The organism is Micromonospora sp. NPDC050495, assembly GCF_040655175.1.
GTDB lineage: Bacteria > Actinomycetota > Actinomycetes > Mycobacteriales > Micromonosporaceae > Micromonospora.
The window spans coordinates 140927-163261 of record NZ_JBFAJK010000010.1 but is presented as its reverse complement, the minus strand read 5'-3'; the positions used below and the strand labels follow the sequence as shown (position 1 = coordinate 163261).

Below are 22335 nucleotides of genomic sequence, written 5' to 3'. Positions count from 1 at the left end.
AGATCCGGACCACGCAGCAGCACGGCGACCAGGGCACCGTCTACACCTACGACGGGATGGTGGCACCGGGCGGCGGCGAACCCGGGGTGGAGGACCCGGCCGCGCGGGTCGCCTCGCCGAAGGCCGACGCCGAGGGGCACTGACCCCGGCTCAGCCCACCGGGCGACGGATGAAGCAGGCCGGGCCGGGTAATGCGAGCGCCGTCCTGGTGGAGTGACGACCGGCGTCGCGGCGTACCGCGACCGGGCCGCGGGCGGCGGCGACGCGCCGATCCGCCCGCGGCCACGGCGGTCAGTTGCCGGTGACCCAGTTCCAGGCGCTGACCACCCACTCGGTCTGCTGGAGGTAGGCGACCCCCACCCCGGCCAGGAAGAGCGCGGTCAGCAGGTGGGCACCCCGGGCGCCGCGCCGAACCCGGCCGAGCTGCCGCTCCCAGACGATCCGGCCGACCAGCCGGGCCAGCGCGAAGAGACCGACCGCCGTGAGCAGGCTGAGCACGAAGGTGACCAGCGGGGCGGTCAGGTTGCCCCGGCCGGAGATCGCCCAGATGCCCCAGCAGACGAAGGCGAACAGGCCCCCGGCGGCGCTCCACTCCCCGCCCCGCCGCAGCTGCGCCAGGTGCCAGCTCATCGGGCGGCGCGGGGCCGGCTCCCCCGACCAGCCGGTCGGGTCCACGGCGGGGAACTGCTCGGTCCGGGGCGTACGCCGCGCGCCCACCTGAGCGACGCCGCGCTGGAACCCGTCCCGCTGCGGTGGCACCACGCCCACACCGGGCTGCGGCGGCACCTCGACGGTGCGCTCGGCCCACGGTTGTGTCTGGTCCGCCATCTCGTGTCCTCCCCCTCGACCGACGTGGCCTCCGTTCCGAGGGTAGCGAGCCGGCAAATCGGTCGCCGAACCCGCACCTGATGGGCTACACACGGCCGATGACGGACGTGACGGTGCCCCGGGCCGAGGACTTCGACGAGATCAGCGCGCTGCTGTACCTGGCCTTCCACGACGACCCCGACCCCGAGCTGAGCGAGGTCGAGCGCGGCGTGTTCGAGCCCGAGCGCGCCCTCCTGGTGCGCGACGGCGGGCGCCCGGTGGCGCACGCCGCCGCGTACACCCGGGACCTGCAGGTGCCCGGCGCGAGCCTGCCGGCGGCGCACGTGACGATGGTCGCGGTCCTGCCCACCCACCGCCGGCGCGGGCTGCTCACCGCCCTGATGCGCCGGCAGCTCCGCGAGATCCGGGACGCCGGCCGGGAACCGGTGGCGGTGCTCTGGGCCAGCGAGGGCCGGATCTACCCCCGGTTCGGTTACGGGCTCGCCGCGCAGCGCTACCACCTCCAGTGCGACACCGCCGAGCTGCGGCTGCCGGAACCGGCCGCCGCCGAGGGCACCCTCCGGCTGGACCGTCCGGCCGGGCACCAGGCCGACCTGGCCCGGCTGTACGACCGCGTGCGCGCCGACCGGCCCGGCTGGTCCAGCCGCGACGAGCGCTGGTGGGCGTACCTGCTCGCCGACGTGAAGACCCGGCGCGACGGCGCGACCGAGCGCCGGGTGCTGCTGCACGAGGGCGGGGACGGCGTCGACGGGTACGCCCTCTACCGGACCCGGGAGGCGTGGGAGCGGGGCGGGCCGCGCGGCGAGGTCCGGGTCGACGAGGTGGTGGCCGCGACGCCGGACGCGTACCGGGCGTTGTGGCGGATGCTGCTCTCGATCGACCTGACCCGGCGGCTGTCGTTCCGTACCGCCGCCGTGGACGAGCCGCTGTTCTGGCTGCTGAACGAGCCGCGGGCGCTGGGCGCCCAGCTCTCCGACGCCCTCTGGGTACGGGTGGTCGACCTGCCCGCCGCGCTGGCCGCCCGCCGGTACGCCACCGACGTCGACGTGGTGATCGAGGTGACCGACGACCTGCTGCCGGAGAACACCGGCCGGTGGCGGCTGGTCGGCGGCCCGGACGGCGCGGAGTGCGTCGCCAGCACCGCCCCGGCGGCGCTGGCCGCCGACGTCCAGGCCCTGGGCGAGCTCTACCTGGGCGGCAGCGGCCTCGGGGCGCTCGCCGCCGCCGGCCGGCTACGTGAACTGGTCCCCGGCACCGTCGCCACCACCGCCCCCGCCTTCACCTGGCACCGCGCCCCCTCCCCCATGGAAGTCTTCTAACCCCCTGCCCCGCCCCACCCCCGCCCCCCGCCCCCTCCTCGCCCTCGCCCCCGCCCCCCTCCTCGTCGATCATGGAGTTGTGGCGGTGGATGTAAGCCGCAAAGCCGGACAAGCCGGGAACCACAACTCCATGATCGGCGCAGGCTTGGGCGGGGCGGGGGCGGTACGGTCGGGGGGTGGGTGATGCGGAGCGGCGGCGACGGCGGTTGCGGCACCAGGGCGAGTCCGACGCGCCGGAGGGTGCGGGGCACACCGCCAGCACGGCCCCGGTGTACGACGAAGGCACCCGGCCGAAGCCCGGCGCCAGACGGGCCGAGCTGGACCCGTCGGACGACGGCAGCCGGTCACCGCGCGGCGCCAGACGGGCCGAGTTGGAGTCGTCGGAGCCGCGAGGACGCCGGTCCGGGCCGTCGGGCGAGGACGGCGACCGGGGTCTGCGGGGCCTGGTCGGCTCGGGGTCCTCGCAGGTCAGCGTGACCGCGGCGCTGCGGGCGCGGGACGCCGCCCGGCCCACCGAGGACGACCTGGCCGAGGCCGAGGCCCGCGTGGTGATCGTCCGCCGGAACTGGGTTCCGCGCGAGGAACTGCCCCGCAACGGCCGCTGACCCGCCCGGGCAGGACCGGACGCCCCGACCCCGGCCGGCCCTGGGCAACGCGGGACCGGCGCGGACAGCGCGGGACCGGCGCGGACAGCGCGGGACCGGCGCGGACAGCGCGGGACCGGCGCGGACAGCGCGGGACCGGCGCGGACAGCGCAGAACCCGGCGGTGGGAGGACCGGCCCGACGACGACGCAGAGCCGGCCCGACGACGACACAGAACCCGCCCGACGACGCAGGACCGGCCCGACGACGACGCAGAACCCGCCCGACGACGGCGCAGGGCGGGCCGGCGGCGGGGGGGTCAGGCGGGCAGGTCGGGGAGGCGGTGGGTCTGCTCGTACTCGGCGACCTGGGTGATCCGCCGGGCGTGCCGCGGGTTGCCGGAGAACGGCGTGGTCAGGAACGCCTCCACCAGGGCGGTCGCCTCGTCGAGGGTGTGCTGGCGGGCGCCGACGGCGATCACGTTCGCGTCGTTGTGCTCCCGGGCCAGCTGCGCGGTGTCGACGTTCCAGGCGAGGGCGGCCCGTACCCCGGCGATCTTGTTGGCGGCGATCTGCTCACCGTTGCCGGAGCCGCCGATCACCACACCCAGGCTGCCCGGGTCGTCGACCACGCGCTGCCCGCTGTGCAGGCAGAACGCCGGGTAGTCGTCGTCCGGGTCGAAGGCGTGCGGGCCGACGTCGACCACCTCGTACCCCTGCGTGGCCAGGTGGTTGGCGAGGTGCACCTTCAGCTCGAAGCCGGCGTGATCGGATCCCAGGTAGACGCGCATACCGGGCAGTCTGACAGGCCCGCCTCCGGGCCGGCGCGCGGGCGGCGGCCCGAAGGCGGATTCGTCACAAGATCGGCTGCGGCAGCTCCGCGGCGACCAGGCCCGCGCGGGCCTTCGGGGTGAACCAGGTGCTCTTGCGGGGCATCTTCTCCCGGGCCAGGTTCACCGCGACGAAGTCGTCCACGGTCACCGGGGCGATGAGGACGGCCAGCTCGGCCCGGCCCGCGTCGACCTCGCCGGTGAGCCAGCTCGCCGGATAGTCGCCCCCGACGTAGGTGATCCGCTTGTCGCCCGGATCGAGGCCGAGCGCGTCGCGCAGCAGCAGCCGCTCCACCAGCGCGTGGTCGAGGTTCTCCAGCCGGGCCCCGCCGACCTGCGGCAGGCGCACCGCGTACCCCTGACCGGCGAGGTGGAGGTGCACGGTGCCGCCGGTCGCGGGAACCTCGGCCGGCCTCGGCAGCGCGGTGATCTCCGCGCCGGCCGCGCGGAGCCGGTCGAGCAGCTCCGCCGGGGTGGTGGTCAGCTCGCTGACCAGCCGGTTGTAGGGCTGGATGGCGACCGACGCCGGGGTGGTGATGACCGACAGGAAGCGCGGGAAGCCGCCGGTCTGCGCGGCCAGGCTGCGGTGGTTGCCGTCCGCCACCACCAGCTCGCCGCCGCCCGCCAGGTTGGTCAGCTCGTCCTGCTCCGGGCCAGGACCGAGCAGCCAGATCGCGTGCGTCCGCCCGGCCTGGTCCACGTCGGTGGCGGCCGGCGCGCCCGCCCCGTCGGTCGCCGCCGCGAGCGCCGCGTGCAGTTCGTCGCCGCACCCGGTCTGGAGCAGGAGTACGGGCGAGAGCAGGTGCCCGAGCGCCTCCGCCAGGGCGACCCGCTCGCGCACCTTGGCGATGAACACGTCCTCGTTGCGGATCACCAGGCCGGGCTCGTCGGCCCGGGTGGAGATCTGGTCGGTGTCGACCATCGCGAAGAGCCCGTACGCGGTCTCCTCGCCCGGGGCGCTGATCCGGTAGAGCACCACGACCTGCTCGGCCGGGGTGTAGCTGCCGTCGGCCTTGGCCTCGGCGAGGCGGCCCACCGCGTCCGGGAGCGCGTCGAGGAAGGACTTCCCGACGCTCTCCGGCGCCCGGTGGGGCATCTCGATGCCCAGGGCACTGTGCGGGTTCGCCTCGATGATGGCGGTGATTTCCGCGTCGTCGGCGAACTCGTCGTAGTTCTGCGCGCCGGTGCCGCCAGTGGTGATCCAGGCCCGGGCGATCGGATGCACGACCGTCATGCCCGCTGACGCTACCCGCGCCCGCACGGGCCCCACCGGCGGACTCGCCCCCGTCCACCAGATGAAAGGAGCGGGCCCGGCTCGAGCCCCCGGCGGCGCCGACGGCTTCAACCGGTCAGGAGGTGCGGTGCCGGCCGGAGGGACGGCGGCCCGGGGCCGGGGTGGGCGGCCGGGAGGTCGTGGCGGCGGCGGTGGCGAGCCGTACCGTCGTCGTGCCGCCCTGCGGCGGGCGGCCGCCGACGGTGGCGGCGCGGACCGGGGCCGATGTCCGGGCCGGCCCGTCCGGGTCGCCGGGCGGGCTCATCCGGGAGGTGGCCACCACCCGGGCCACCCCGACCACGATCGGCGGGGCCAGCAGATCGACCATCTCGGTGGGCAGGGTCGGCCGGACGTCCGGCCAGTCGCCCTCGGTCACCGACCAGTACGTCGCACCGGACTCCCCGGTGGCCGGCTGCGGCTCGTCGTCGGGCATGCGGCGGTGCTTGGCCATGGAAAACGCCTCCAGGAGCTGCCGGGAGTGCGGCCGGGTGGGCCGCCGGCTGGGACACCCGGTGAAACGAACCCCGCGCCGCCCGGGTGACGGTGGGCGGCGCGGGGTTCGGCGGAGGCACTACGGCACGGGCGGTGTGCGGAAGCAGGCCCGCGCCCGTCCCTCAGTCGAAGATCGGGCCCTGCTCGCGGGTGCGCTTCAGCTCGTAGAAGCCCGGCGTGCCGGCGACCAGCAGGACGCCGTCCCACAGCTTGCCGGCTGCCTCGCCCTTCGGCGCCGGGGTGATCACCGGGCCGAAGAAGGCGACCTGGCGGCCGTCCGGGCCCGGGGCGTGGATCACCGGGGTGCCGACGTCGGTGCCGACCGGCCGCATGCCCGCCTCGTGGCTGGTCCGCAGCGCCTCGTCGTACTCGGTGGAATCGGCGGCGTCGGCCAGCGCCGGGTCCAGCCCGACATCGGTCAGCGCGCCGACCAGCAGCTCCCGGCCGAGCTCCTCCTTGCCGAGGTGGATCCGGGTGCCCAGGGCGGTGTAGAGGCGGGCCAGCACCTCACCGCCGTGCGCCTGCTCGGCGGCGATGCAGACCCGTACCGGGCCCCAACCCTTCTGCATCAGGTCCTGGTACTGCTCGGGCAGGTCCCGCCCCTCGTTCAGCACGGACAGGCTCATCACGTGGAAACGGATCTCCACGTCCCGGACCTGCTCGACCTCCAGCAGCCAGCGGGAGGTGATCCACGCCCACGGGCAGAGCGGGTCGAACCACATGTCCACAGCGACACGTTCGGTCACGGTGATATCCCTTCACGACTTCGCGCGCCGGACCCCGGCGCGCCGCTACTCCGATCCTCACCCCGCGCGGCATCGACCGGTACCGGAATGAGAGCGTGACCTCGGCCACCGCCGCCCGTCCGTGCATGGAAGACTCGGTTTTGGCCGGTCGTCACGAGCTGGCCGGTGAGACGCTGCCGCGGGGCGCGGCGAGACGAGTGGGATGGAGACGAACAGTGCCGGGAGTGCGCAACCTGACCCAGGTCGAGGCCACCGAGCGGGCCCGCCTGCTCGACGTGACCGGGTACGACATCAGCCTTGACCTGTCGACCGCCGTACAGGCCGGGGGCCGGACGTTCCGCTCGGTGACCGAGGTCCGGTTCCGCTGCGCCGAGCCGGGAGCGAGCACGTTCATCGAGACCGCCGCCGACTCGGTCCGCGCCGCGACGCTCAACGGTACGCCGGTGGACCTCTCCGGCTGGTCCGCGGAGAACGGGCTCACCCTGACCGGCCTGGCCGAGGAGAACGTCCTCGTGGTCGACGCCGACTTCGCCTACTCGAACAGCGGCCAGGGCCTGCACCGCACCGTCGACCCGGTCGACGGTGAGACCTACCTCTACAGCCAGTTCGAGACGGCCGACGCGCAACGCGTCTTCGCCTGTTTCGACCAGCCCGACCTGAAGAGCGTCTACACCTGGCACGCCACCGTCCCCGAGCACTGGCGGGTGGTGTCCAACATGCCGGTGGCGCGCGAGGAACCGGCCGGCGAGGCGCTGAAGACCGTCCACTTCGCCGAGTCGGCCCGGATGAGCACCTACATCACGGCGCTCTGCGCCGGGCCGTACCACGAGGTGCGGGACAGCCACGACGGCATCGACCTGGGTGTGTTCTGCCGGGCCTCGATGGCGCGGTACCTGGACGCCGACGACCTGTTCCTGATCACCAAGCAGGGCTTCGACTTCTTCCACGAGCAGTTCCAGGTGCGCTACCCGCTGCCCAAGTACGACCAGCTCTGGGTGCCGGACTTCAACGCCGGCGCGATGGAGAACTTCGGCTGCGTCACGCACGCCGAGTCGCACTACATCTTCCGCTCCCAGGTCACCGACTTCGAGTACGAGCAGCGGGCCAACACGATCCTGCACGAGCTGGCGCACATGTGGTTCGGTGACCTGGTCACCATGCGCTGGTGGAACGACCTGTGGCTGAACGAGTCGTTCGCCGAGTGGGCCAGCCACTGGTGCAACACCCACGCCACCCGCTTCGCCGAGGCGTGGACGACCTTCCTGTCGATCCGCAAGAACTGGGGTTACCGGCAGGACCAGCTCTCCTCCACCCACCCGGTCTACTGCGAGATGCCGGACCTGGAGGCGGTCGAGGTCAACTTCGACGGCATCACGTACGCCAAGGGCGCCAGCGTGCTCAAGCAGCTCGTCGCGTACGTGGGCGAGGAGCCGTTCCTGGCCGGCCTGCGGGCGTACTTCGGCAAGCACGCGTGGGGCAACGCCACCTTCGACGACCTGCTGTCGGAGTTGGAGACGGCCTCCGGCCGGGAGCTGCGCAAGTTCGCCGCCCAGTGGCTGGAGACCGCGCAGGTCAACACGCTGCGCCCCGAGGTGACGATCGGCGCCGACGGCGGGTACGAGCGGGTGCTGGTCCGCCAGGAGGCGCCGGCCGGGTACCCGACGCTGCGGACCCACCGGATCGGGGTGGGCCTCTACGACCTGACCGACGGGCGGCTGGTCCGGCGGGAGCGGGTCGAGGTGGACGTGACCGGCGAGGTCACCGAGCTCACCGCGCTGCACGGCAAGCCGGCCGCCGACGTCCTGCTGCTCAACGACGACGACCTCACGTACACCAAGCTGCGGCTGGACGAGCGGTCGATGGCCACCGTGGTGCAGCACATCTCGGGCTTCGACGCGTCGCTGGCCCGGGCGCTGTGCTGGACCGCCGCCTGGGACATGACCCGGGACGCGGAGCTGTCCGGCCGCGACTACGTGGCGCTGGTGCTCGCCGGGCTGCCGGCGGAGACCGACATCAACCTGGTCACCGCGACCCTCCGGCAGGCGACCACCACGCTCACCTTCTACGTCGATCCGGACTGGGCGCCGACCGGCTGGGCCGACCTGGCCCGGACCGCGCGGACCGCGCTCGCGGCGGCCGAGCCGGGCAGCGGCTTCCAGCTCGCCTGGGCCCGGGCGTACGCCTCCGCGGCCCGCTCCGCCGAGGACCTGGCCACGCTGCGCGGCTGGCTCAACGGCGGGGAGGTGCCGGCCGGGCTGACCGTGGACACCGAGCTGCGCTGGACGGTGCTGCAGTCGCTGGTGGCCAACGGCGCGGCGGGCACCGCCGAGGTGGAGGCCGAGCTGGCCGGCGACCGCACCGCCAGCGGCGAGCGGGAGGCAGCGTACGCGCACGCGCTGGTGCCGACCGCGGAGAACAAGGCGGCGGTGTGGGCGCAGCTCACCGGCCCGGAGGCGCTGCCGAACTGGCGCAACCGGGCGCTGCTGCAGGGCTTCACCCACCCCGCGCAGGTCGAGCTGACCGCGCCCTACCGGGACCGGTACTTCGCCACCGTGGCGCAGGTGTGGGCGCAGCGGGACAGCGAGCCGGCGCAGGAGTTCGTCCAGCTCGCCTACCCGGCGTACCTGGTCGACGAGGACACCGTGACGGCCACCGACGGCTGGCTGGCCCAGGAGGGTCACCCGGCGCCGCTGCGCCGGCTGGTGGCCGAGGGGCGCGACGGCGTCGTCCGGGCGCTCAAGGCCCGCGAGCGGGACGCTCGCAGCGCCTGAGGAAGCGGCACGCGGCCGGGGCCGGCGTGGGCGGGAACCCACGCCGGCCCCGGCCGTTTATCGGGTGGAGAGCAGGTCGACGAGCCCTGGCCGATGCTCCTCGATCCGAGCGCCTGGCCGCGCTGAGTCGAGCACGAGAAAGCCCGGCCCGCGTTGCTCGCGGACCGGGCTTCGTCGTGGCTGCGGGTGGGCTCAGCCCTTGCCGGCGTGGCTGGCGAGCTGGTCGAGGCCCTGGATGACGCCGCCGGCCAGGTCGCCGCCGCCGAAGGACGCCACCATGGAGAGCGCGGCGAGCTTGGCGTAGGTGTCCGGGATGCGCTTGCGGGCGTACCGGCCGGTGACGATCTCCAGCTGGCGCTGGTTGGGCGACACCGCGATCAGCACCGAGCGGTCCGGCTCGGCGAGCTGCCGGTGCAGCCGCTCGGCGTGCTCCCGGATCGGCTCGTCGAGGCCGCCCACGTAGACCGAGAAGACCAGCCCGGTGCCCTTGTCGGCCAGGCGCAGCGCCTCGTCGATGCGGAGCAGCTGGCGGGTCGAGAAGGGCCCGTCCAGCACCTCGGGCGGGTTACCGACCCCCGCCGCCGCCTGCTTCTCACCAACGGTCACTTGCGCCTCCGGTTCCACCGGCCGGCGCCTCCCGGCCGGCCAGTTCCTGCTTGCGGCTGGTCAGCGCCGGCGCCTGCGCGCCGGCGGCCAGTGCGGTGCCGGCCGAGTCGGCCAGCTGCTCCGGACGGCCCAGGAACCAGACCGGAGTGAAGTCGAAGCGCCGGCCCGGCCGGTAGCGCTTCGCGCCGCCACCGCCGCCACGGCCGCTGCCGGCGAACACCAGGCCGGCGATCACCAGCACCACGGCCGTCGGGATGCCGACGAAGACCACCAACGTCTCGGTAACAGACAATCCCAACGCCCCCAGGCGGAAAGAGAGACCAGGAATGTTCCGGGTCGGGTGGACGGTCATTCCGACGCGTACCCGATCCCGCTTGTGATGTTCACGTTAGCGGAGCCGGCCGCCCGCCAGATTGCGGGGTGCTGATCCCATCCGCCACAGGCGTGCTCCACTTGCGCGGCAGCACCGATCAATGTCGCGTCGGCACCGTACCGACCGGTGAGCAGCACCCCGACGGGCAGCCCGTCGGCGGTGCGACCGACCGGCAGCGAAACGGACGGGTCGCCGGTGACGTTGAAGATGGCGCAGTACGGCGAGAACCGGCGCTGCTGGTCGAAATCGTCCGCCGGGTCGAGGCCGGCGAACGCGCCCACGGGCGCCTGCGGGGCGGCCAGCGTGGGGCAGAGCAGCAGGTCGCAGCCGGCGGTGCGGCGGACGCCGAGGCGTACCTGGGCCTGGAGTTCGCCGAGCGCGGCCATCAGCGCGCCGGCGCCGACGGCCGCGCCCCGCTCGCGCAGGAACCGGGTCAGCGGCAGCAGCTCGCTTTCCCGCCCGGCGGGCACCGGGGCGAGCGCCAGCACGTACCAGACGGTCTCGAAGAGCGGCCACGCCGCGGGGCCGAGCGGCGCGGGAACCTCGACCACCTCGTGGCCGGCCGCGGTGAGCAGCTCGGCGGCCCGGTCGACGGCGGCCAGGCAGTCGGGGTGCACCGGCACGTCGGCGAGCATCGGCGCGGTGAAGCGGCCGATCCGCAGCCGGTCCGGGACGGCGTCCCGGGCGGCGGCCAGGTAGCCGCCGGCGGGCGGGACCGGTGGCAGGTACGGCTCACCGGGCACCGGCCGCGCGAGCACGTCGAGCAGCGCCGCGACGTCGGTGACGGTCCGCCCCAGCGGGCCGTTGGTGGGCAGCCCGAACGCGCCGAAGCCGAGCGGGCCGCCGGAGACCAGGCCCCGGCTCGGCTTGTAACCGACCAGGCCGCACAGGGACGCCGGGATGCGCAGCGAGCCGCCGCCGTCGGAGCCCTGCGCCACCGGTACGAGGCCGGCGGCGACCGCCGCGGCCGCGCCGCCGCTGGACCCGCCCGCCGTGTACGCGAGGTGCCACGGGTTGCGGGCCGGCGGCGCCACCAGACCCTCCGAGTAGAGCGAGCAGCCCAGCTCGGAGGTGGTGGTCTTGCCGAGGCTGACCAGTCCGGCGTCGGTCATGAGCCGCACCACGTCGGCGTCGACGGGCGGGACGAAGTCGGCGAACGCGGCCGAGCCGAAGGTGGTGCGTACGCCGGCGGTCAGCGTCAGGTCCTTGATCGCGGTCGGTACGCCGTGCAGCGGCCCGCGCTCGTCCACCGGCACGGCGTCGGCGGCCCGCGCGGCCGCCCGGGCCCGGTCCGGGGTGACGGTGACGAACGCGCCGACGGTGTCGGCGAGCGCGTCGACCCGGCGCAGGTGGTGCTCGACCAGCTCCACGCTGGACAGCTCACCCCGGTGGATCGCGGCGGCCTGTTCCAGCGCGGTCAGGTCGTGCGGCTCGGCCATACCGCCATCCTGCCCGTTGACCGCGGCTTAATCGACTCACCGTGCGGCAAGTCGGCCTGTCCCTGCGCAGGGACATCCCGACTCGCCGCGACTCGGTGTCAACCGTGCAGGAAGCGCAGTGCGTTGCCGCCGAGCAGCTTGTCCCGCTGGTCGGCGGTGAGGAAGTCGGCCTTGTGGACCACCTGCCCCACCGGCCGCTCCCCCAGCGGGTACGGGTAGTCGCTGCCGACCAGCACCCGGTCCTCGCCCATCGTGTCGACCAGCAACCGCAGCGCGGCCGGCTCGAAGACCACCGAGTCGACGCTGAACCGGTTGACGTAGCTGCTGGGCGGGGCGGTGGAGGCGCCCCGGACCAGGTCGCCACGGCGGTGCCAGGCGTTGTCGGCCCGGCCCAGCCAGAACGGGAAGCTGCCGCCGCCGTGCGCGAAGCAGATCCGCAGCGTCTCCGGCACCCGGTCGAAGACCCCACCGAGGATGAGCGCCAGCACGGACAGGTGCGTCTCGGCGGGCATCCCGGCCAGCCAGCGGGCCATCCAGCGGTCCAGCCGGGGGCCGCCCGGCATGTCCCACGGGTGCACGAAGACCGGGGCGCCCACCTCGGCGCAGTGGGTGAGGAACCGCACGATGCCGGCGTCGTCGAGGTCCCGGTCGCCGACATGGTTGCCGATCTCCACCCCGGCGTGCCCGGCCGCCAGGCAGCGGTCCAGCTCGGCGCAGGCGGCGTCCGGATCCTGCAACGGCACCTGGCAGAACGGCACCAGCCGGTCGCCGCCGGCCGCGGTGACCTCCAGCGTCAGGTCGTTGAAGATCCGGGCCACCTTGACCGCCTGGTCGGCCGGGCGGTCGTAGCTGAAGAAGACCGGGGTGGGCGAGACCACCTGCACGTCCACCCCGTCGGCGGCCATGTCGGCGAGCCGGGTGCCGGCGTCCCAGCACTCCGCGCCGACCGGCCGGAACTCCGTCCCGCCCACCATGATCATGGCGGCGCGTTCGGAGTCCACCCGCAGCCAGGGCCAGCCGGACCCGCCGCAGGCCGCGGCGAGGTCCGGCCACCCCTTCGGTACGACGTGCGTGTGCACGTCCACCAGCGGGGGCCGCGCGGCAGGTCCGGTCATCAGCCCTTGCCCGGGTGCAGCGCCCCGCAGTTGGTGCAGGTGCGGGCCTTCTCGTCGGCGTAGAACGCCTGGAACACCGGGGGCAGGTCGGCGGCGATGTCGCGCACCTGGAGCTCCACCTCGTGCACCTGGTGGCTGCACTCGGAGCAGTACCACCGGAACTTCTCCAGGGTGCCCTCCTCGCGGACCCGCTCGATGACCATGCCGATCGAGCCGGCCTCCGGCCGCTGCGGCGAGTGCGGGGTGTTGCGCGGCAGCATCCACATCTGGCCCTCGCGGACGTGCACCGTACGCGGGCCCTCCGGCAGCATCAGGTTGATGTGCATGTTGCCCTTGACCTGGTAGAAGAACTCCTCGTACGGGTCGACGTGGAAGTCGGTGCGCTGGTTCGGGCCGCCCACCACCATGACGATGAAGTCGTCGCTGCCGGGCAGCATCTCCTTGTTGCCCACCGGCGGCTTGAGCAGGTGCTGGTTCTCCCCGATCCAGCCGGAGAAGCTGAACGGCTCGGCGATCTCACTCATGACGGACCTCCCGACGGTAGTAGGGCCACGGCCTGCATCTCGATCAGCAGGTGCGGGTGCGGGAGCTGGTGCACGGCCACCGTGGTCCGGGTCGGACCGGTGGCGTCGAAGAACTCCGCCCACACCTCGTTGTAGCCACCGAAGTCGTTCATGTTGACCAGGTAGCTGGTGACCTGCACCAGGTCGGCCAGGTCCGCCCCGACCGACGCCAGCAGGTCGCCGATGTTCTCGATCACCGCCCGGGTCTGGGCGCGGATGTCCAGGTCGGTGGTGCCGAACTCGTCCACCGTCACGCCCGCGAAGGTGTTGTCCGGGAGGCGCGACGACGTGCCGGACACGAAGACGAAACCGCCGGCCACCTTCACGTGCGGAAACGCCCCCCGCGGCACGGCCTTCCCCGCCACCACCCGGGCGGTCACGACGCAGCTCGCAGCGACGCCGCGCCCAGCTTCTCGACGACGGCGCGGACGTGCGCGCCCGGGCGCAGCGGCACGGCGGCGGTGGCCGCGCCGGCCAGGAACACCCAGCCCTCGCGCAGCCGCACGCCGTGCCGGCCGGCCAGCCGCAGGCCCTCGTCCAGGGCCCGGCGCGGGTCGCCGAGGATCGCCGCCGTCGAGCCGACCTGGGCCACCCGGCCGTCGATCTCCAGCAGCACGCCCAGGTTGTCCAGCCCGTCCGGCACCGGCGACCAGGGGCCGACCACGAACGCCGCGGCCGAGGTGTTGTCGGCGATCACGTCCGGCAGGGAGAAGGTGAAGTTCGCGTACCGGGAGTCGATCAGCTCGATCGCCGGGGCCACCGCGCGGACCGCCTCGGTGAACGCGCCGACCGGTTCGCCGGGCTCGGGAAGGCGGTCCAGCAGGAACGCCACCTCGGGCTCGACCCGGGGGTGGATGAACTCGGCCACGTCGACCGTGCCACCGTCGGGCACCCGCATCACGTCGGTGAGCCGGCCCCAGATCACCTCGTCCACGCCCACCTGGGCCATCTTGGCCTTGCTGGTCAGCCCCATCTTCAGCCCGATCAGCCGCTCACCCCGGTCCAGCCGGCGTTGCAGCAGCGCGGTCTGCACCGCGTACGCGGCGTCGACGTCGAGGCCGGTCTCGGCGGCGAGCTGCGGGATGGCGCTGGCGGTGTCGGCCGCCGCGCCCAGCTTCTCGGCGATGCCCGCGATGTCCGGCCCGATCATGCTGCGCCACCCTTCGTTCGCGGCTCCGGGGCCCGCGGGCCCGGCTCACTCCTGGCGCGCACGGCCTCCGTGCCGGCGAGGTCGAGCGCCACGTCCACGATCATGTCCTCCTGGCCGCCGACCATCCGGCGCCGGCCCAGCTCGACCAGGATCGACCGGACGTCCACGCCGTACTTCGCGGAGGCGCGCTCGGCGTGCCGCAGGAAGCTGGAGTAGACGCCCGCGTAGCCGAGGGAGAGCGTCTCCCGGTCCACCTGCACCGGCCGGTCCTGGAGCGGCCGGACGACGTCGTCGGCCGCGTCCATCAGCGCGAACACGTCGCAGCCGTGCTTCCAGCCGTGCAGTTCGGCGACGGCCACGAAGACCTCCAGCGGGGCGTTGCCGGCGCCCGCGCCCATGCCGGCCAGCGAGGCGTCCACCCGGACGGTCCGCCCGGACGGGGAGCCGAGCGGCCCGGCGCCGAGGATCCGGCCGTGCTCGACCGCCACCACGCTGTTCGCCACGCCCAGCGACAGGTTGTGGTGGGCGTGGATGCCGATCTGCGTCTGCGGCTCCAGCACCTGCCGGTACGCGTCGACCCGCTCGGCCACGTCGGACATCAGCAGCCGGCCGCCGGAGTCGGTCACGTAGACGCAGTGCGCCCCGTACGACTCCATGAGCTTGGCCTGTGCGGCCAGCCCGGCCGGATCGTTCATGTGCGACATCATCAGGAACCCGGCGACGTCCATGCCGTTCTCCCGGGCCCAGGAGATGTGCTGGGCGGAGATGTCCGCCTCGGTGCAGTGGGTGGCGATCCGCACGCTGGTCACCCCGAGCGCCTTCGCCGCCCTCAGGTCGGCGATGGTGCCGATGCCGGGCAGCAGCAGGGTGGTGAGCCGCGCGCTGGTCAGCACCTCGGCGGCCGCGGCGATCCAGTCCGCGTCGCCGGCCGCGCCGTGGCCGTAGTTGACGCTGGAACCGGCCAGCCCGTCACCGTGCGCCACCTCGATCGCGGCCACCCCGGCCGCGTCCAGCGCGGCGGCGATGGTCCGCACCTGGTCCACCGTGTACCGGTGGGCGATGGCGTGCATGCCGTCGCGCAGCGTCACGTCCTGGATGTAGAGGTCGGTCATGCGATCCCCCCGTTGTGCGCGACCGCGGGGCTCCGCTCCGCCGCGCTCCTCGCGCTCACCCCGGCCGCCGTCCGGAGCGCGACCAGCCGCTCGGCGGTGCGTAGCGCGGCCGAGGTCATGATGTCCAGGTTCCCGGCGTACGCGGGCAGGTAGTGCCCGGCGCCGGAGACCTCCAGGAAGACCGAGACCTGGAGCCCGGTGAAGTGCCGGCCGAGGACCGGCGCGTAGGTGTCCACCCGGTCGAACTGCACGTCCTGCTTGAGCCGGTAGCCGGGGACGTACTCCTGCACGGTGGCCACCATGTCGGCCACCGAGGCGGCGATGGCGGCCCGGTCGGCGTCGGCGTCCGGGCAGAGGCAGTAGACGGTGTCCCGCATCAGCAGCGGCGGGTCGGCCGGGTTCAGTACGATGATGGCCTTGCCGCGCCCGGCGCCGCCGACCACCTCGATGGCCCGGGCGGTGGTCTCGGTGAACTCGTCGATGTTGGCCCGGGTGCCGGGGCCGGCCGACTTCGAGGCGATCGAGGCGACGATCTCCCCGTACGCGACCGGGGTGACCCGGCCGACCGCGTGCACGATCGGCACGGTGGCCTGCCCGCCGCAGGTGACCATGTTGACGTTCGGCTCGTGCAGGTGCTCGTCGAGGTTGACCGGCGGGACCACGTACGGGCCGACCGCGGCCGGGGTCAGGTCGACCACGGTCCGGCCGTGCGCGCGCAGCACCTCGTCGTGGCGGCGGTGCGCGCCGGCCGAGGTGGCGTCGAAGACCAGCTCGACGTCGGCGAACTCGGGCATGGCCACCAGGCCGTCCACGCCGTCGGCGGTGGTCGCCACGCCAAGCCGGCGGGCCCGGGCCAGACCGTCGGAGGCCGGGTCGATGCCGGCCATCGCGACCATCCGCAGGTCGGTACTGAGCCGCAGCACCTTGATCATCAGGTCGGTGCCGATGTTGCCCGACCCGAGCACCGCCACCCCGACACTCATGCCGGCACTCCGCTTCGCTTCGTGCCACCATGAGGCACCAGGCGGCTGCGTTGATGATTCGCTCGCTGACGCTCGCTCATCGCGTCTCCTTGGAGAAACAGGTCCGCACCGAGCCGAGCCCGGAGATCCGCGCCTCGTAGGCGGCGCCCGGCGTCACCGGCACCATCGGGCCGAGCGCCCCGGACAGCACCACGTCCCCGGCCTTGAGCGGGTCGCCGGCGCGGGCCATGGTGCCGGCCAGCCACTCCAGCGCGTGCAGCGGGTTGCCGAGGCAGGCCGCCCCGGCGCCCACCGAGACCGGCTCCCCGGCGTGCTCCAGCACCATGCCGGCCAGCCGCAGGTCCACGTCGGCGAGCCGACGCGGCGCGGTGCCGAGCACGAAGAGCCCGCTGGAGGCGTTGTCCGCCACGGTGTCCACGATGGAGATGTCCCAGCCGGCGATCCGCGAGTCGACGATCTCGATGGCCGGCAGCACGTGGTCGACGGCGCGGAGCAGGTCGACGGTGGTGACCCGCTCGTCGGGCAGGTCCCGGCCGAGCACGAAGGCGATCTCCGCCTCCACCCGCGGTTGCAGCAGCCGCCCGATCGGCACCTCGACCCCGTCCGGTACGGCCATGTCGTCGAAGAGCACTCCGAAGTCGGGCTGGAAGACGCCGAAGCTCTCCTGCACCGCCCGGGAGGTGAGCCCGATCTTCGCCCCCACCCGGCGGTAGCCCTTGCCGAGCCGCTGCCGGGTGTAGACCTGCTGCACCTGGTAGGCGGCCTCGATGTCGCCCTCCGGCAGCAACCGGCCGCGCAGCGGCGGGCAGGGCTTCTCGTCCTGCCGGGCCGTGGCCAGTTCCCGGTTGGCGGCCTCGATGTCGACGGTCATGCCGGCTCCTCGCGTTCGCTCACGGCGCTGCGTGCGGTCCGCCGCTCCGGCCCGCTCCGCGCGCTCACGATGCCGGCCATTCTGCCCGCCGCGCGCACCACCGCCGGTCCCCCGGCCGCTCACGACAGGTCCACGCAGACGTTGGTGAGTTCGGAGTAGAAGTCGAGCGAGTGCACGCCGCCCTCCCGGCCGATGCCGGACGCCTTCACGCCGCCGAACGGGGTGCGCAGGTCGCGCAGGAACCAGGTGTTCACCCAGACGATCCCGGCGTCCAGCCGGGCCCCGGCCCGGTGCGCGCGTCCCACGTCCCGGGTCCAGACCGTCGCCGCCAGGCCGTAGTCGGTGCCGTTGGCCAGGGCGTACGCCTCGTCCTCGTCGTCGAACGGCGCGACGTGCACCACCGGTCCGAAGATCTCCTCCCGGTTGGTGCGGGCGTCCGGCCGCAACCCGGTGAGCACCGTCGGCTGCACGTACGCGCCGCCGTCGCGGGCGTCGCCGAAGCGCGGCGTCCCGCCCCCGGCGCGCACCTCGGCGCCCTCGGTACGGGCCAGGTCGTAGTGGCCGAGCACCTTGTCCCGGTGGCTGTGCGAGATCAGCGGCATGTTCACCGTCGCCTCGTCCGCCGGCCAGCCGTACGCCAGCTCGTCGGCGCGCTTGGCCAGCCGGGCGGTGAACTCCTCGAAGACCGGCCGCTGCACGTAGATCCGTTCGGTGCAGAGGCAGACCTGGCCGCCGTTGGTGAAGCTGGACCGGACCGAGCCGGCCACCGCGGCGTCCAGGTCGGCGTCGGCGAAGACCAGCCCGGCGTTCTTGCCGCCCAGCTCGAAGCTGACCGCCTTCACCCCGTCGGCGGCGGCGCGCATGATGGCGCTGCCGGTGGCCGACTCGCCGGTGAAGGTGATCGCGTCCACGCCCGGGTGCCGGGTCAGGTGCTCGCCGGCCGAGCCGGGGCCGAAGCCGTGCACGAGGTTGAACACGCCCGCCGGCACGCCGGCGGCGGCCATCACCTCGGCCAGCAGGGTGGCCGAGGCGGGGGTCTCCTCGCTGGGCTTCACGATCACCGCGTTGCCGCAGGCCAGCGCGGGGGCCACCTTCCAGGTGAGCAGGAGCAGCGGCAGGTTCCACGGCACGATGACGGCGACCACGCCGACCGGCTTGCGGACCGCGTAGTTCAGCGCCCGGCCGCCGGTCGGGGTGACCGTGGTGAACGACTCGGTCGGCGCTGTCGCCACGATCTCGGCGAACGCCCGGAAGTTGGCGGCGCCCCGCGGGATGTCCAGCGTACGGGCCTGGGAGATGGCCTTGCCGGTGTCCGCCACCTCGGCGGCGACCATGTCGTCGAAGCGGCGTTCCAGCTCGTCGGCGACCCGGCGCAGCACCTCGGCGCGCTCCCGCTCACCCATCCGCCCCCACGGCCCGCGCAGCGCCGCCCGGGCCGCGGCGACCGCGTCGTCCACCACGGACGACGACGCCTCGACCACCTCGAAGACGGGTTCGCCGGTGACCGGGCTGCGCTTGGTGAACCGGGTGCCGGTGTCGGTGAACGCGCCGCCGACGAAGTTGCGCAGCAGGCCGGGGCCGTCCGGCGCCTGCCCGGCCATCAGCCGGGGATCCCAGAGCGTCATCGCCGCCTCCCGCGCCCGACCGCCACCACGGCGCCGGCCAGCATGGCCAGCGCGCCCGCCGCCACCGCCCCCACCGCCCCCACCACCTGGTACTGCCGGCGCACCCGGCGGCGCACCTGCGCGTACGGGGTGGTGGAGAAGGAGACCAGTTCGTACTGCGACACGTACCGGCCGGGCAGGGCCCGCTCCAACGCGTGCTCGATCTTCTTGCGGGTCTGGAACACCGGGGAGGCGACTTTGTCCCGCATCTCCACGAAGTTGGCCAGCGCCATCCGGGCGATCGCCTCGGCGTTGGCCTGCCGGCGGTGCTGGAACAGCGGCAGCGCCGACGCCCACTGGTCCCCGCACTCGTCCAGGCAGCGGTCCAGCTCGACGACATCCTCGAAGGCGCAGTTCGCGCCCTGGCCGTAGAACGGCACGATGGCGTGCGCCGCGTCGCCGAGCAGGCCCACCTTCCCGGCCACCTGCCAGGGCGTGCAGCGGACCGTGCCGAGCACACCGACCGGGTTGTGCTGGTAGTCGTCGACCAGGTTCGGGGCGAGCGGCACCAGGTCCGGGTAGTGGGTGGCGAAGTACCGCTCGATGGCCGCCGGGCTGCCCAGCGAGGCGAAGCTCTCGGTGCCGTGGGTGGGCCAGAACAGCGTGCAGGTGAACGAGCGGTCCGGGTTGGGCAACGCGATCATCATCGAGGTGCCGCGCGGCCAGATGTGCAGCGCGCCCGGGTCCAGGGCGAACTCGCCGCCGATCGGCGGGATGGTGAGTTCCTTGTAGCCGTAGTCGAGGAAGTCCAGGCTCTCGGTCAGCACCCCGTACGCGAGCAGCTGCCCACGCACCGCGGAGCCGGCGCCGTCGGCGCCGAGGACGACCGACGCGGTCTCGGTGACCTTGCCCTGCGGGGTCTCGAAGGTCATCTCGCCGCTGGCCGGGTCGAGGCCGACCAGCCGGTGGTCGAAGGCGAGCCGCACGCCGGGCCGGGCGGCGGCGGCGTTGAGCAGCGCGTTGTTCAGCGCGCCCCGGCTGATCGAGTTGATCGCCCGGTCGCCGGAGACGCTGTACGACTGGAACTGCGCCTCCCCCTCGACCGGGTGGATCATCCGGCCGCGCATCGGCAGCGCGTCGGCCATCACCTGCTCGTCCAGGCCGATCCGGCGCAACGCGTCCAGCCCCCGGTCGGAGAGCGCCAGGTTGATCGAGCGGCCCCGCTCCACCGTCCCGGTGCGCGGGTCGGGCCGCCGCTCGTAGAGGGCGACCGGGTAGCCGCGCCGGGCCAGGAAGCAGGCCAGCAGGCAGCCGGCCAGCCCGGCGCCGACGACGGCGATCTCATCGCGTTCGGTCATCGGTAGTGCCTGCCTTTCGTTCGCGACTGCGGGGCTCGCAGCACCGGCTCACTCCTCGCGCTCACCGGATCTCCACCGTCGCGGCCAGCGCGTCGGCGACCCGCCAGCAGTCGTGGTACGTCGAGTAGAGCGGCACCGGGGCGAACCGCACGATGTCCGGCTCCCGGGCGTCGGCGATCACGCCGTGCTCGTGCCGCAGCCGCCGGGTCAGCTCGTTGGCGCCGCCCGGCGCGCTCCCGGCACCCGCCCCGATCCGGACCGAGAGCTGGCAGCCCCGCCGCTCGGGGTCGCGCGGGGTGACCACGGTCAGCGGCCGGTCGGCGGTCACCTCGTCGAGCAGCCGCTCCAGGTAGCCGGTGAGCCGGAGGCTGCGCTCCCGCAGCGCCGGCATGCCGACCGAGTCGAACAGCTCCAGGGAGGTACGCACCGGCCCCATCGCGAAGATCGGCGGGTTGGAGATCTGCCACGCCTCGACGGTGGCCGGCGGCCGGGACACCGGGGTCATCTGGAACCGGGTGGCCGCCTCGGTGCTCCACCAGCCCTCGAAGCGGGGCAGCGTCGGGTCGCCCAGGTGCCGCTCGTGCACGAAGACGCCGGCCAGCGCGCCCGGCCCGGAGTTCAGGTACTTGTAGGAGCACCAGGCGGCGAAGTCGACGTCCCAGTCGTGCAGGGCCAGCGGGACGTTGCCGACCGCGTGCGCCAGGTCCCAGCCGACCACCGCACCCGCGGCGCGGCCGGCCGCGGTGATCGCCGGCAGGTCCATCAGCTCGCCGGTCAGGTAGTTGACGCCGCCGAGCAGCAGCAGCGCGACGGTGTGCCCCTCGGTGGCCAGGAAGTCGAGCACGTCCCGCGTCCGCAGGGTGTCCTCGCCGGGGCGCGGCTTGAGCCGGACCACCGTGGTGTCCGGGTCGAGGCCGTGGAAGCGGGCCTGGCTGCGCACCGCGTAGCTGTCCGAGGGAAAGGCGCTGTCCTCGATGACGATCCGGGTGCGCTCCCCCGCCGGCCGGTAGAAGCTCACCATCAGCAGGTGCAGGTTGACCGTGAGGGAGTTCATCACCACGGTCTCCGCGGGGAGCGCGCCGACCAGTCGCGCGGCCGGCGCGGTCAGCAGCTCGTGGTACGGCAGCCAGGGCCGCTCCGCCTCCAGGTGCCCCTCGACGCCCAGCCGGCGCCAGGCGTCCAGGTCGGCGAGGAGTTCGTCGCGGGTGGCCCGGGGTTGCAGGCCCAGCGAGTTGCCGGCCAGGTACGCCGCCTCCGGGTAGCGGCCGCCGTCGGCGGGCGGCACCAGGAACAGGTGCCGGTGACCGGGGTCGTCGGCGTCGAGCTTGCGGGCTTCGACTTCTTCGGTGTGCATGTCCTGTTCTCCGGTCACATCGCGGTGCGGGCCGACCACAGCTCGGGGAAGACCACCCGGGCCATGCTGCGCTGCAACCATGCCAGGCCGGCGGAACCACCGCTGCCGACCTTGGCGCCCATCGAACGCTGCACGGCCTTGATGTGGTGCCAGCGCCAGTCGCCGAACCCCTCGGCCACCTCGGTCAGCGCGTCGCCGAGCAGCCGCAGGTGGTTCTCCGGGCCGGCGTCGCCGTAGATCCGCACCCAGGCGGCCTCGACGGCCGGGTGCGCCTCGTGCTCGGCCGACACGTCCCGCGCCAGCAGGTCGTCGGGGAGGTCGAAGCCGCGCCGGGCGAGCAGGGCGACCACGTCGTCCCAGAGGCTCGGCGTGTCCAGCGCGGCGGTCAGCTCCGCGTGCACCTCGGCCTGCCGGCGGAACGGCCGGATCAGCGCCGGGTCGCGCAGCCCGAGCAGGAACTCCAGCTGGCGGTACATCGCCGACTGGAATCCGGAGCCCTCGCCGAGCCGGTCGCGGAACCGGTTGAAGTCGGCCGGGGTCATCCAGCGCAGCCCCTGCCAGGCGGCGTTGAGCCCCTCCAGGTGCAGGGCGGCCCGGCGCAACGGCGGCAGCGCCTCCCAGATCCGGTCGGCCCGCAGCTCCCGCTGGGCGTGCCGCAGCTCGTGACAGGTCAGCCCGAAGTACAGCTCCATGATCTGGCTGACCATCAGGAAGGACATCTCGCCGGGGTCGTCGCTCAGCGGCTGCTGGAGCCGGTGCAGCGTGCTCGCCCGCACGTACGCGTCATAGGGCACCCGGTCGCTGAACTCCAGCGTCGGCTCGCCCCCGTTACGCGCCGCCCTGGCCGCCCGCTGCTGCGGGGTGGCCGGACGGACAACCGTGGTCTGTTCCACCCGTCGTCTCCCTCCGTACGCGCGGTAGAGGCCATGATGCCGGGGGTGGATCGGCAGATGGAATGCCTGTTCA

Annotated in this window: 22 protein-coding genes; 3 read left to right on the top strand and 19 right to left on the bottom strand. The window is 73.9% G+C overall.

The genetic code is table 11. From position 1 onward, the window contains the following. Nucleotides 1–291 precede the first annotated feature (291 nt). Nucleotides 292–828 (bottom strand): hypothetical protein, encoded by a 537-nt coding sequence (locus AB0I11_RS13825; protein WP_357318684.1) that lies wholly within the window; start codon nt 826–828, stop codon nt 292–294. A gap of 98 nt (nt 829–926) precedes the next feature. Here AB0I11_RS13825 and AB0I11_RS13820 point away from each other — a divergent pair, with 98 nt between their 5' ends. After that, on the top strand, nt 927–2147 hold the full coding sequence (locus AB0I11_RS13820) for a GNAT family N-acetyltransferase (protein WP_357318681.1): 1221 nt from the start codon (nt 927–929) through the stop codon (nt 2145–2147). Nucleotides 2148–2323: 176 nt separating this feature from the next. Continuing rightward, a complete protein-coding gene (locus AB0I11_RS13815) occupies nt 2324–2752 on the top strand; it encodes a hypothetical protein (protein WP_357318678.1) in 429 nt (142 codons plus the stop codon). A gap of 297 nt (nt 2753–3049) precedes the next feature. On the opposite strand, the gene AB0I11_RS13810 is transcribed toward AB0I11_RS13815, so the two are convergent. The 4 genes from AB0I11_RS13810 to AB0I11_RS13795 form a co-directional block, all read right to left on the bottom strand. Next, the gene (locus AB0I11_RS13810; protein WP_357318675.1) at nt 3050–3520 is read right to left on the bottom strand and encodes a ribose-5-phosphate isomerase; all 471 of its coding nucleotides are present in this window, start codon (nt 3518–3520) and stop codon (nt 3050–3052) included. Between the two features lie 64 nt (nt 3521–3584). Then, nucleotides 3585–4793, bottom strand: a complete 1209-nt coding sequence (locus AB0I11_RS13805) for a DUF1015 family protein (protein ID WP_357318672.1) — start codon at nt 4791–4793, stop codon at nt 3585–3587. Nucleotides 4794–4908: 115 nt separating this feature from the next. Next, nucleotides 4909–5283, bottom strand: coding sequence for a hypothetical protein (locus AB0I11_RS13800; protein WP_357318669.1), 375 nt, complete (start codon nt 5281–5283; stop codon nt 4909–4911). A gap of 163 nt (nt 5284–5446) precedes the next feature. Next, on the bottom strand, nt 5447–6070 hold the full coding sequence (locus tag AB0I11_RS13795; RefSeq protein WP_357318666.1) for a DsbA family protein: 624 nt from the start codon (nt 6068–6070) through the stop codon (nt 5447–5449). Between the two features lie 224 nt (nt 6071–6294). On the opposite strand from AB0I11_RS13795, the gene pepN reads away from it, so the two are divergent. Next, complete coding sequence (gene pepN, locus AB0I11_RS13790) at nt 6295–8841, top strand: aminopeptidase N (RefSeq protein WP_357318664.1); 2547 nt, start codon at nt 6295–6297, stop codon at nt 8839–8841. A 192-nt stretch (nt 8842–9033) separates the two neighbouring features. Here the strand turns inward: pepN and AB0I11_RS13785 are convergent, their stop codons facing one another. The 14 genes from AB0I11_RS13785 to AB0I11_RS13720 form a co-directional block, all read right to left on the bottom strand. After that, on the bottom strand, nt 9034–9447 hold the full coding sequence (locus AB0I11_RS13785) for a DUF5130 family protein (RefSeq protein WP_357318659.1): 414 nt from the start codon (nt 9445–9447) through the stop codon (nt 9034–9036). Beyond that, complete coding sequence (locus tag AB0I11_RS13780; protein WP_357318772.1) at nt 9434–9721, bottom strand: hypothetical protein; 288 nt, start codon at nt 9719–9721, stop codon at nt 9434–9436. The genes AB0I11_RS13785 and AB0I11_RS13780 overlap by 14 nt, the downstream gene beginning before the upstream one ends. Before the next feature lie 74 nt (nt 9722–9795). Next, on the bottom strand, nt 9796–11259 hold the full coding sequence (locus AB0I11_RS13775) for an amidase (protein WP_357318656.1): 1464 nt from the start codon (nt 11257–11259) through the stop codon (nt 9796–9798). A 98-nt stretch (nt 11260–11357) separates the two neighbouring features. Next, complete coding sequence (locus AB0I11_RS13770) at nt 11358–12374, bottom strand: amidohydrolase family protein (RefSeq protein ID WP_357318653.1); 1017 nt, start codon at nt 12372–12374, stop codon at nt 11358–11360. Beyond that, on the bottom strand, nt 12374–12898 hold the full coding sequence (locus AB0I11_RS13765; protein WP_357318650.1) for a 3-hydroxyanthranilate 3,4-dioxygenase: 525 nt from the start codon (nt 12896–12898) through the stop codon (nt 12374–12376). Before AB0I11_RS13765 ends, AB0I11_RS13770 begins: the two co-directional genes overlap by 1 nt. Further along, entirely contained in the window at nt 12895–13317 is a 423-nt protein-coding gene (locus AB0I11_RS13760; protein ID WP_357318647.1) for a RidA family protein, read from the bottom strand. The genes AB0I11_RS13765 and AB0I11_RS13760 overlap by 4 nt, the downstream gene beginning before the upstream one ends. Beyond that, nucleotides 13314–14087: a fumarylacetoacetate hydrolase family protein gene (locus tag AB0I11_RS13755; protein WP_357318643.1), complete on the bottom strand. Its 774-nt coding sequence runs from the start codon at nt 14085–14087 to the stop codon at nt 13314–13316. The genes AB0I11_RS13760 and AB0I11_RS13755 overlap by 4 nt, the downstream gene beginning before the upstream one ends. Beyond that, nucleotides 14084–15199 (bottom strand): 4-hydroxy-2-oxovalerate aldolase, encoded by a 1116-nt coding sequence (gene dmpG, locus AB0I11_RS13750; RefSeq protein ID WP_357318640.1) that lies wholly within the window; start codon nt 15197–15199, stop codon nt 14084–14086. Before dmpG ends, AB0I11_RS13755 begins: the two co-directional genes overlap by 4 nt. Next, nucleotides 15196–16182, bottom strand: a complete 987-nt coding sequence (locus tag AB0I11_RS13745; protein WP_357318637.1) for an acetaldehyde dehydrogenase (acetylating) — start codon at nt 16180–16182, stop codon at nt 15196–15198. Before AB0I11_RS13745 ends, dmpG begins: the two co-directional genes overlap by 4 nt. 76 nt (nt 16183–16258) lie before the next feature. Further along, nucleotides 16259–17053 carry a fumarylacetoacetate hydrolase family protein gene (locus AB0I11_RS13740; protein WP_357318634.1) on the bottom strand — a complete coding sequence of 265 codons (795 nt, stop codon included), beginning with the start codon at nt 17051–17053 and terminating at the stop codon, nt 16259–16261. A 119-nt stretch (nt 17054–17172) separates the two neighbouring features. After that, the gene (locus tag AB0I11_RS13735; protein ID WP_357318769.1) at nt 17173–18654 is read right to left on the bottom strand and encodes a 2-hydroxymuconic semialdehyde dehydrogenase; all 1482 of its coding nucleotides are present in this window, start codon (nt 18652–18654) and stop codon (nt 17173–17175) included. A 20-nt stretch (nt 18655–18674) separates the two neighbouring features. After that, complete coding sequence (locus tag AB0I11_RS13730; RefSeq protein ID WP_357318631.1) at nt 18675–20015, bottom strand: NAD(P)/FAD-dependent oxidoreductase; 1341 nt, start codon at nt 20013–20015, stop codon at nt 18675–18677. A 61-nt stretch (nt 20016–20076) separates the two neighbouring features. Further along, on the bottom strand, nt 20077–21369 hold the full coding sequence (gene kynU, locus AB0I11_RS13725) for a kynureninase (RefSeq protein WP_357318628.1): 1293 nt from the start codon (nt 21367–21369) through the stop codon (nt 20077–20079). 14 nt (nt 21370–21383) lie between these two features. Next, nucleotides 21384–22262, bottom strand: a complete 879-nt coding sequence (locus AB0I11_RS13720) for a tryptophan 2,3-dioxygenase family protein (protein ID WP_357318625.1) — start codon at nt 22260–22262, stop codon at nt 21384–21386. Nucleotides 22263–22335 lie beyond the last annotated feature (73 nt).

Excerpts from the sequence above, each read along its gene's own strand:
- AB0I11_RS13825 (WP_357318684.1), bottom strand. The coding sequence starts at position 828 with ATGGCGGACCAGACACAACCGTGGGCCGAGCGCACCGTCGAGGTGCCG.
- AB0I11_RS13820 (WP_357318681.1), top strand. The coding sequence starts at position 927 with ATGACGGACGTGACGGTGCCCCGGGCCGAGGACTTCGACGAGATCAGC.
- AB0I11_RS13810 (WP_357318675.1), bottom strand. The coding sequence starts at position 3,520 with ATGCGCGTCTACCTGGGATCCGATCACGCCGGCTTCGAGCTGAAGGTG.
- AB0I11_RS13805 (WP_357318672.1), bottom strand. The coding sequence starts at position 4,793 with ATGACGGTCGTGCATCCGATCGCCCGGGCCTGGATCACCACTGGCGGC.
- AB0I11_RS13800 (WP_357318669.1), bottom strand. The coding sequence starts at position 5,283 with ATGGCCAAGCACCGCCGCATGCCCGACGACGAGCCGCAGCCGGCCACC.
- AB0I11_RS13775 (WP_357318656.1), bottom strand. The coding sequence starts at position 11,259 with ATGGCCGAGCCGCACGACCTGACCGCGCTGGAACAGGCCGCCGCGATC.
- AB0I11_RS13770 (WP_357318653.1), bottom strand. The coding sequence starts at position 12,374 with ATGACCGGACCTGCCGCGCGGCCCCCGCTGGTGGACGTGCACACGCAC.
- AB0I11_RS13765 (WP_357318650.1), bottom strand. The coding sequence starts at position 12,898 with ATGAGTGAGATCGCCGAGCCGTTCAGCTTCTCCGGCTGGATCGGGGAG.
- AB0I11_RS13755 (WP_357318643.1), bottom strand. The coding sequence starts at position 14,087 with ATGATCGGGCCGGACATCGCGGGCATCGCCGAGAAGCTGGGCGCGGCG.
- dmpG (WP_357318640.1), bottom strand. The coding sequence starts at position 15,199 with ATGACCGACCTCTACATCCAGGACGTGACGCTGCGCGACGGCATGCAC.
- AB0I11_RS13745 (WP_357318637.1), bottom strand. The coding sequence starts at position 16,182 with ATGAGTGTCGGGGTGGCGGTGCTCGGGTCGGGCAACATCGGCACCGAC.
- AB0I11_RS13740 (WP_357318634.1), bottom strand. The coding sequence starts at position 17,053 with ATGACCGTCGACATCGAGGCCGCCAACCGGGAACTGGCCACGGCCCGG.
- AB0I11_RS13735 (WP_357318769.1), bottom strand. The coding sequence starts at position 18,654 with ATGGCCGGGCAGGCGCCGGACGGCCCCGGCCTGCTGCGCAACTTCGTC.
- AB0I11_RS13730 (WP_357318631.1), bottom strand. The coding sequence starts at position 20,015 with ATGACCGAACGCGATGAGATCGCCGTCGTCGGCGCCGGGCTGGCCGGC.
- kynU (WP_357318628.1), bottom strand. The coding sequence starts at position 21,369 with ATGCACACCGAAGAAGTCGAAGCCCGCAAGCTCGACGCCGACGACCCC.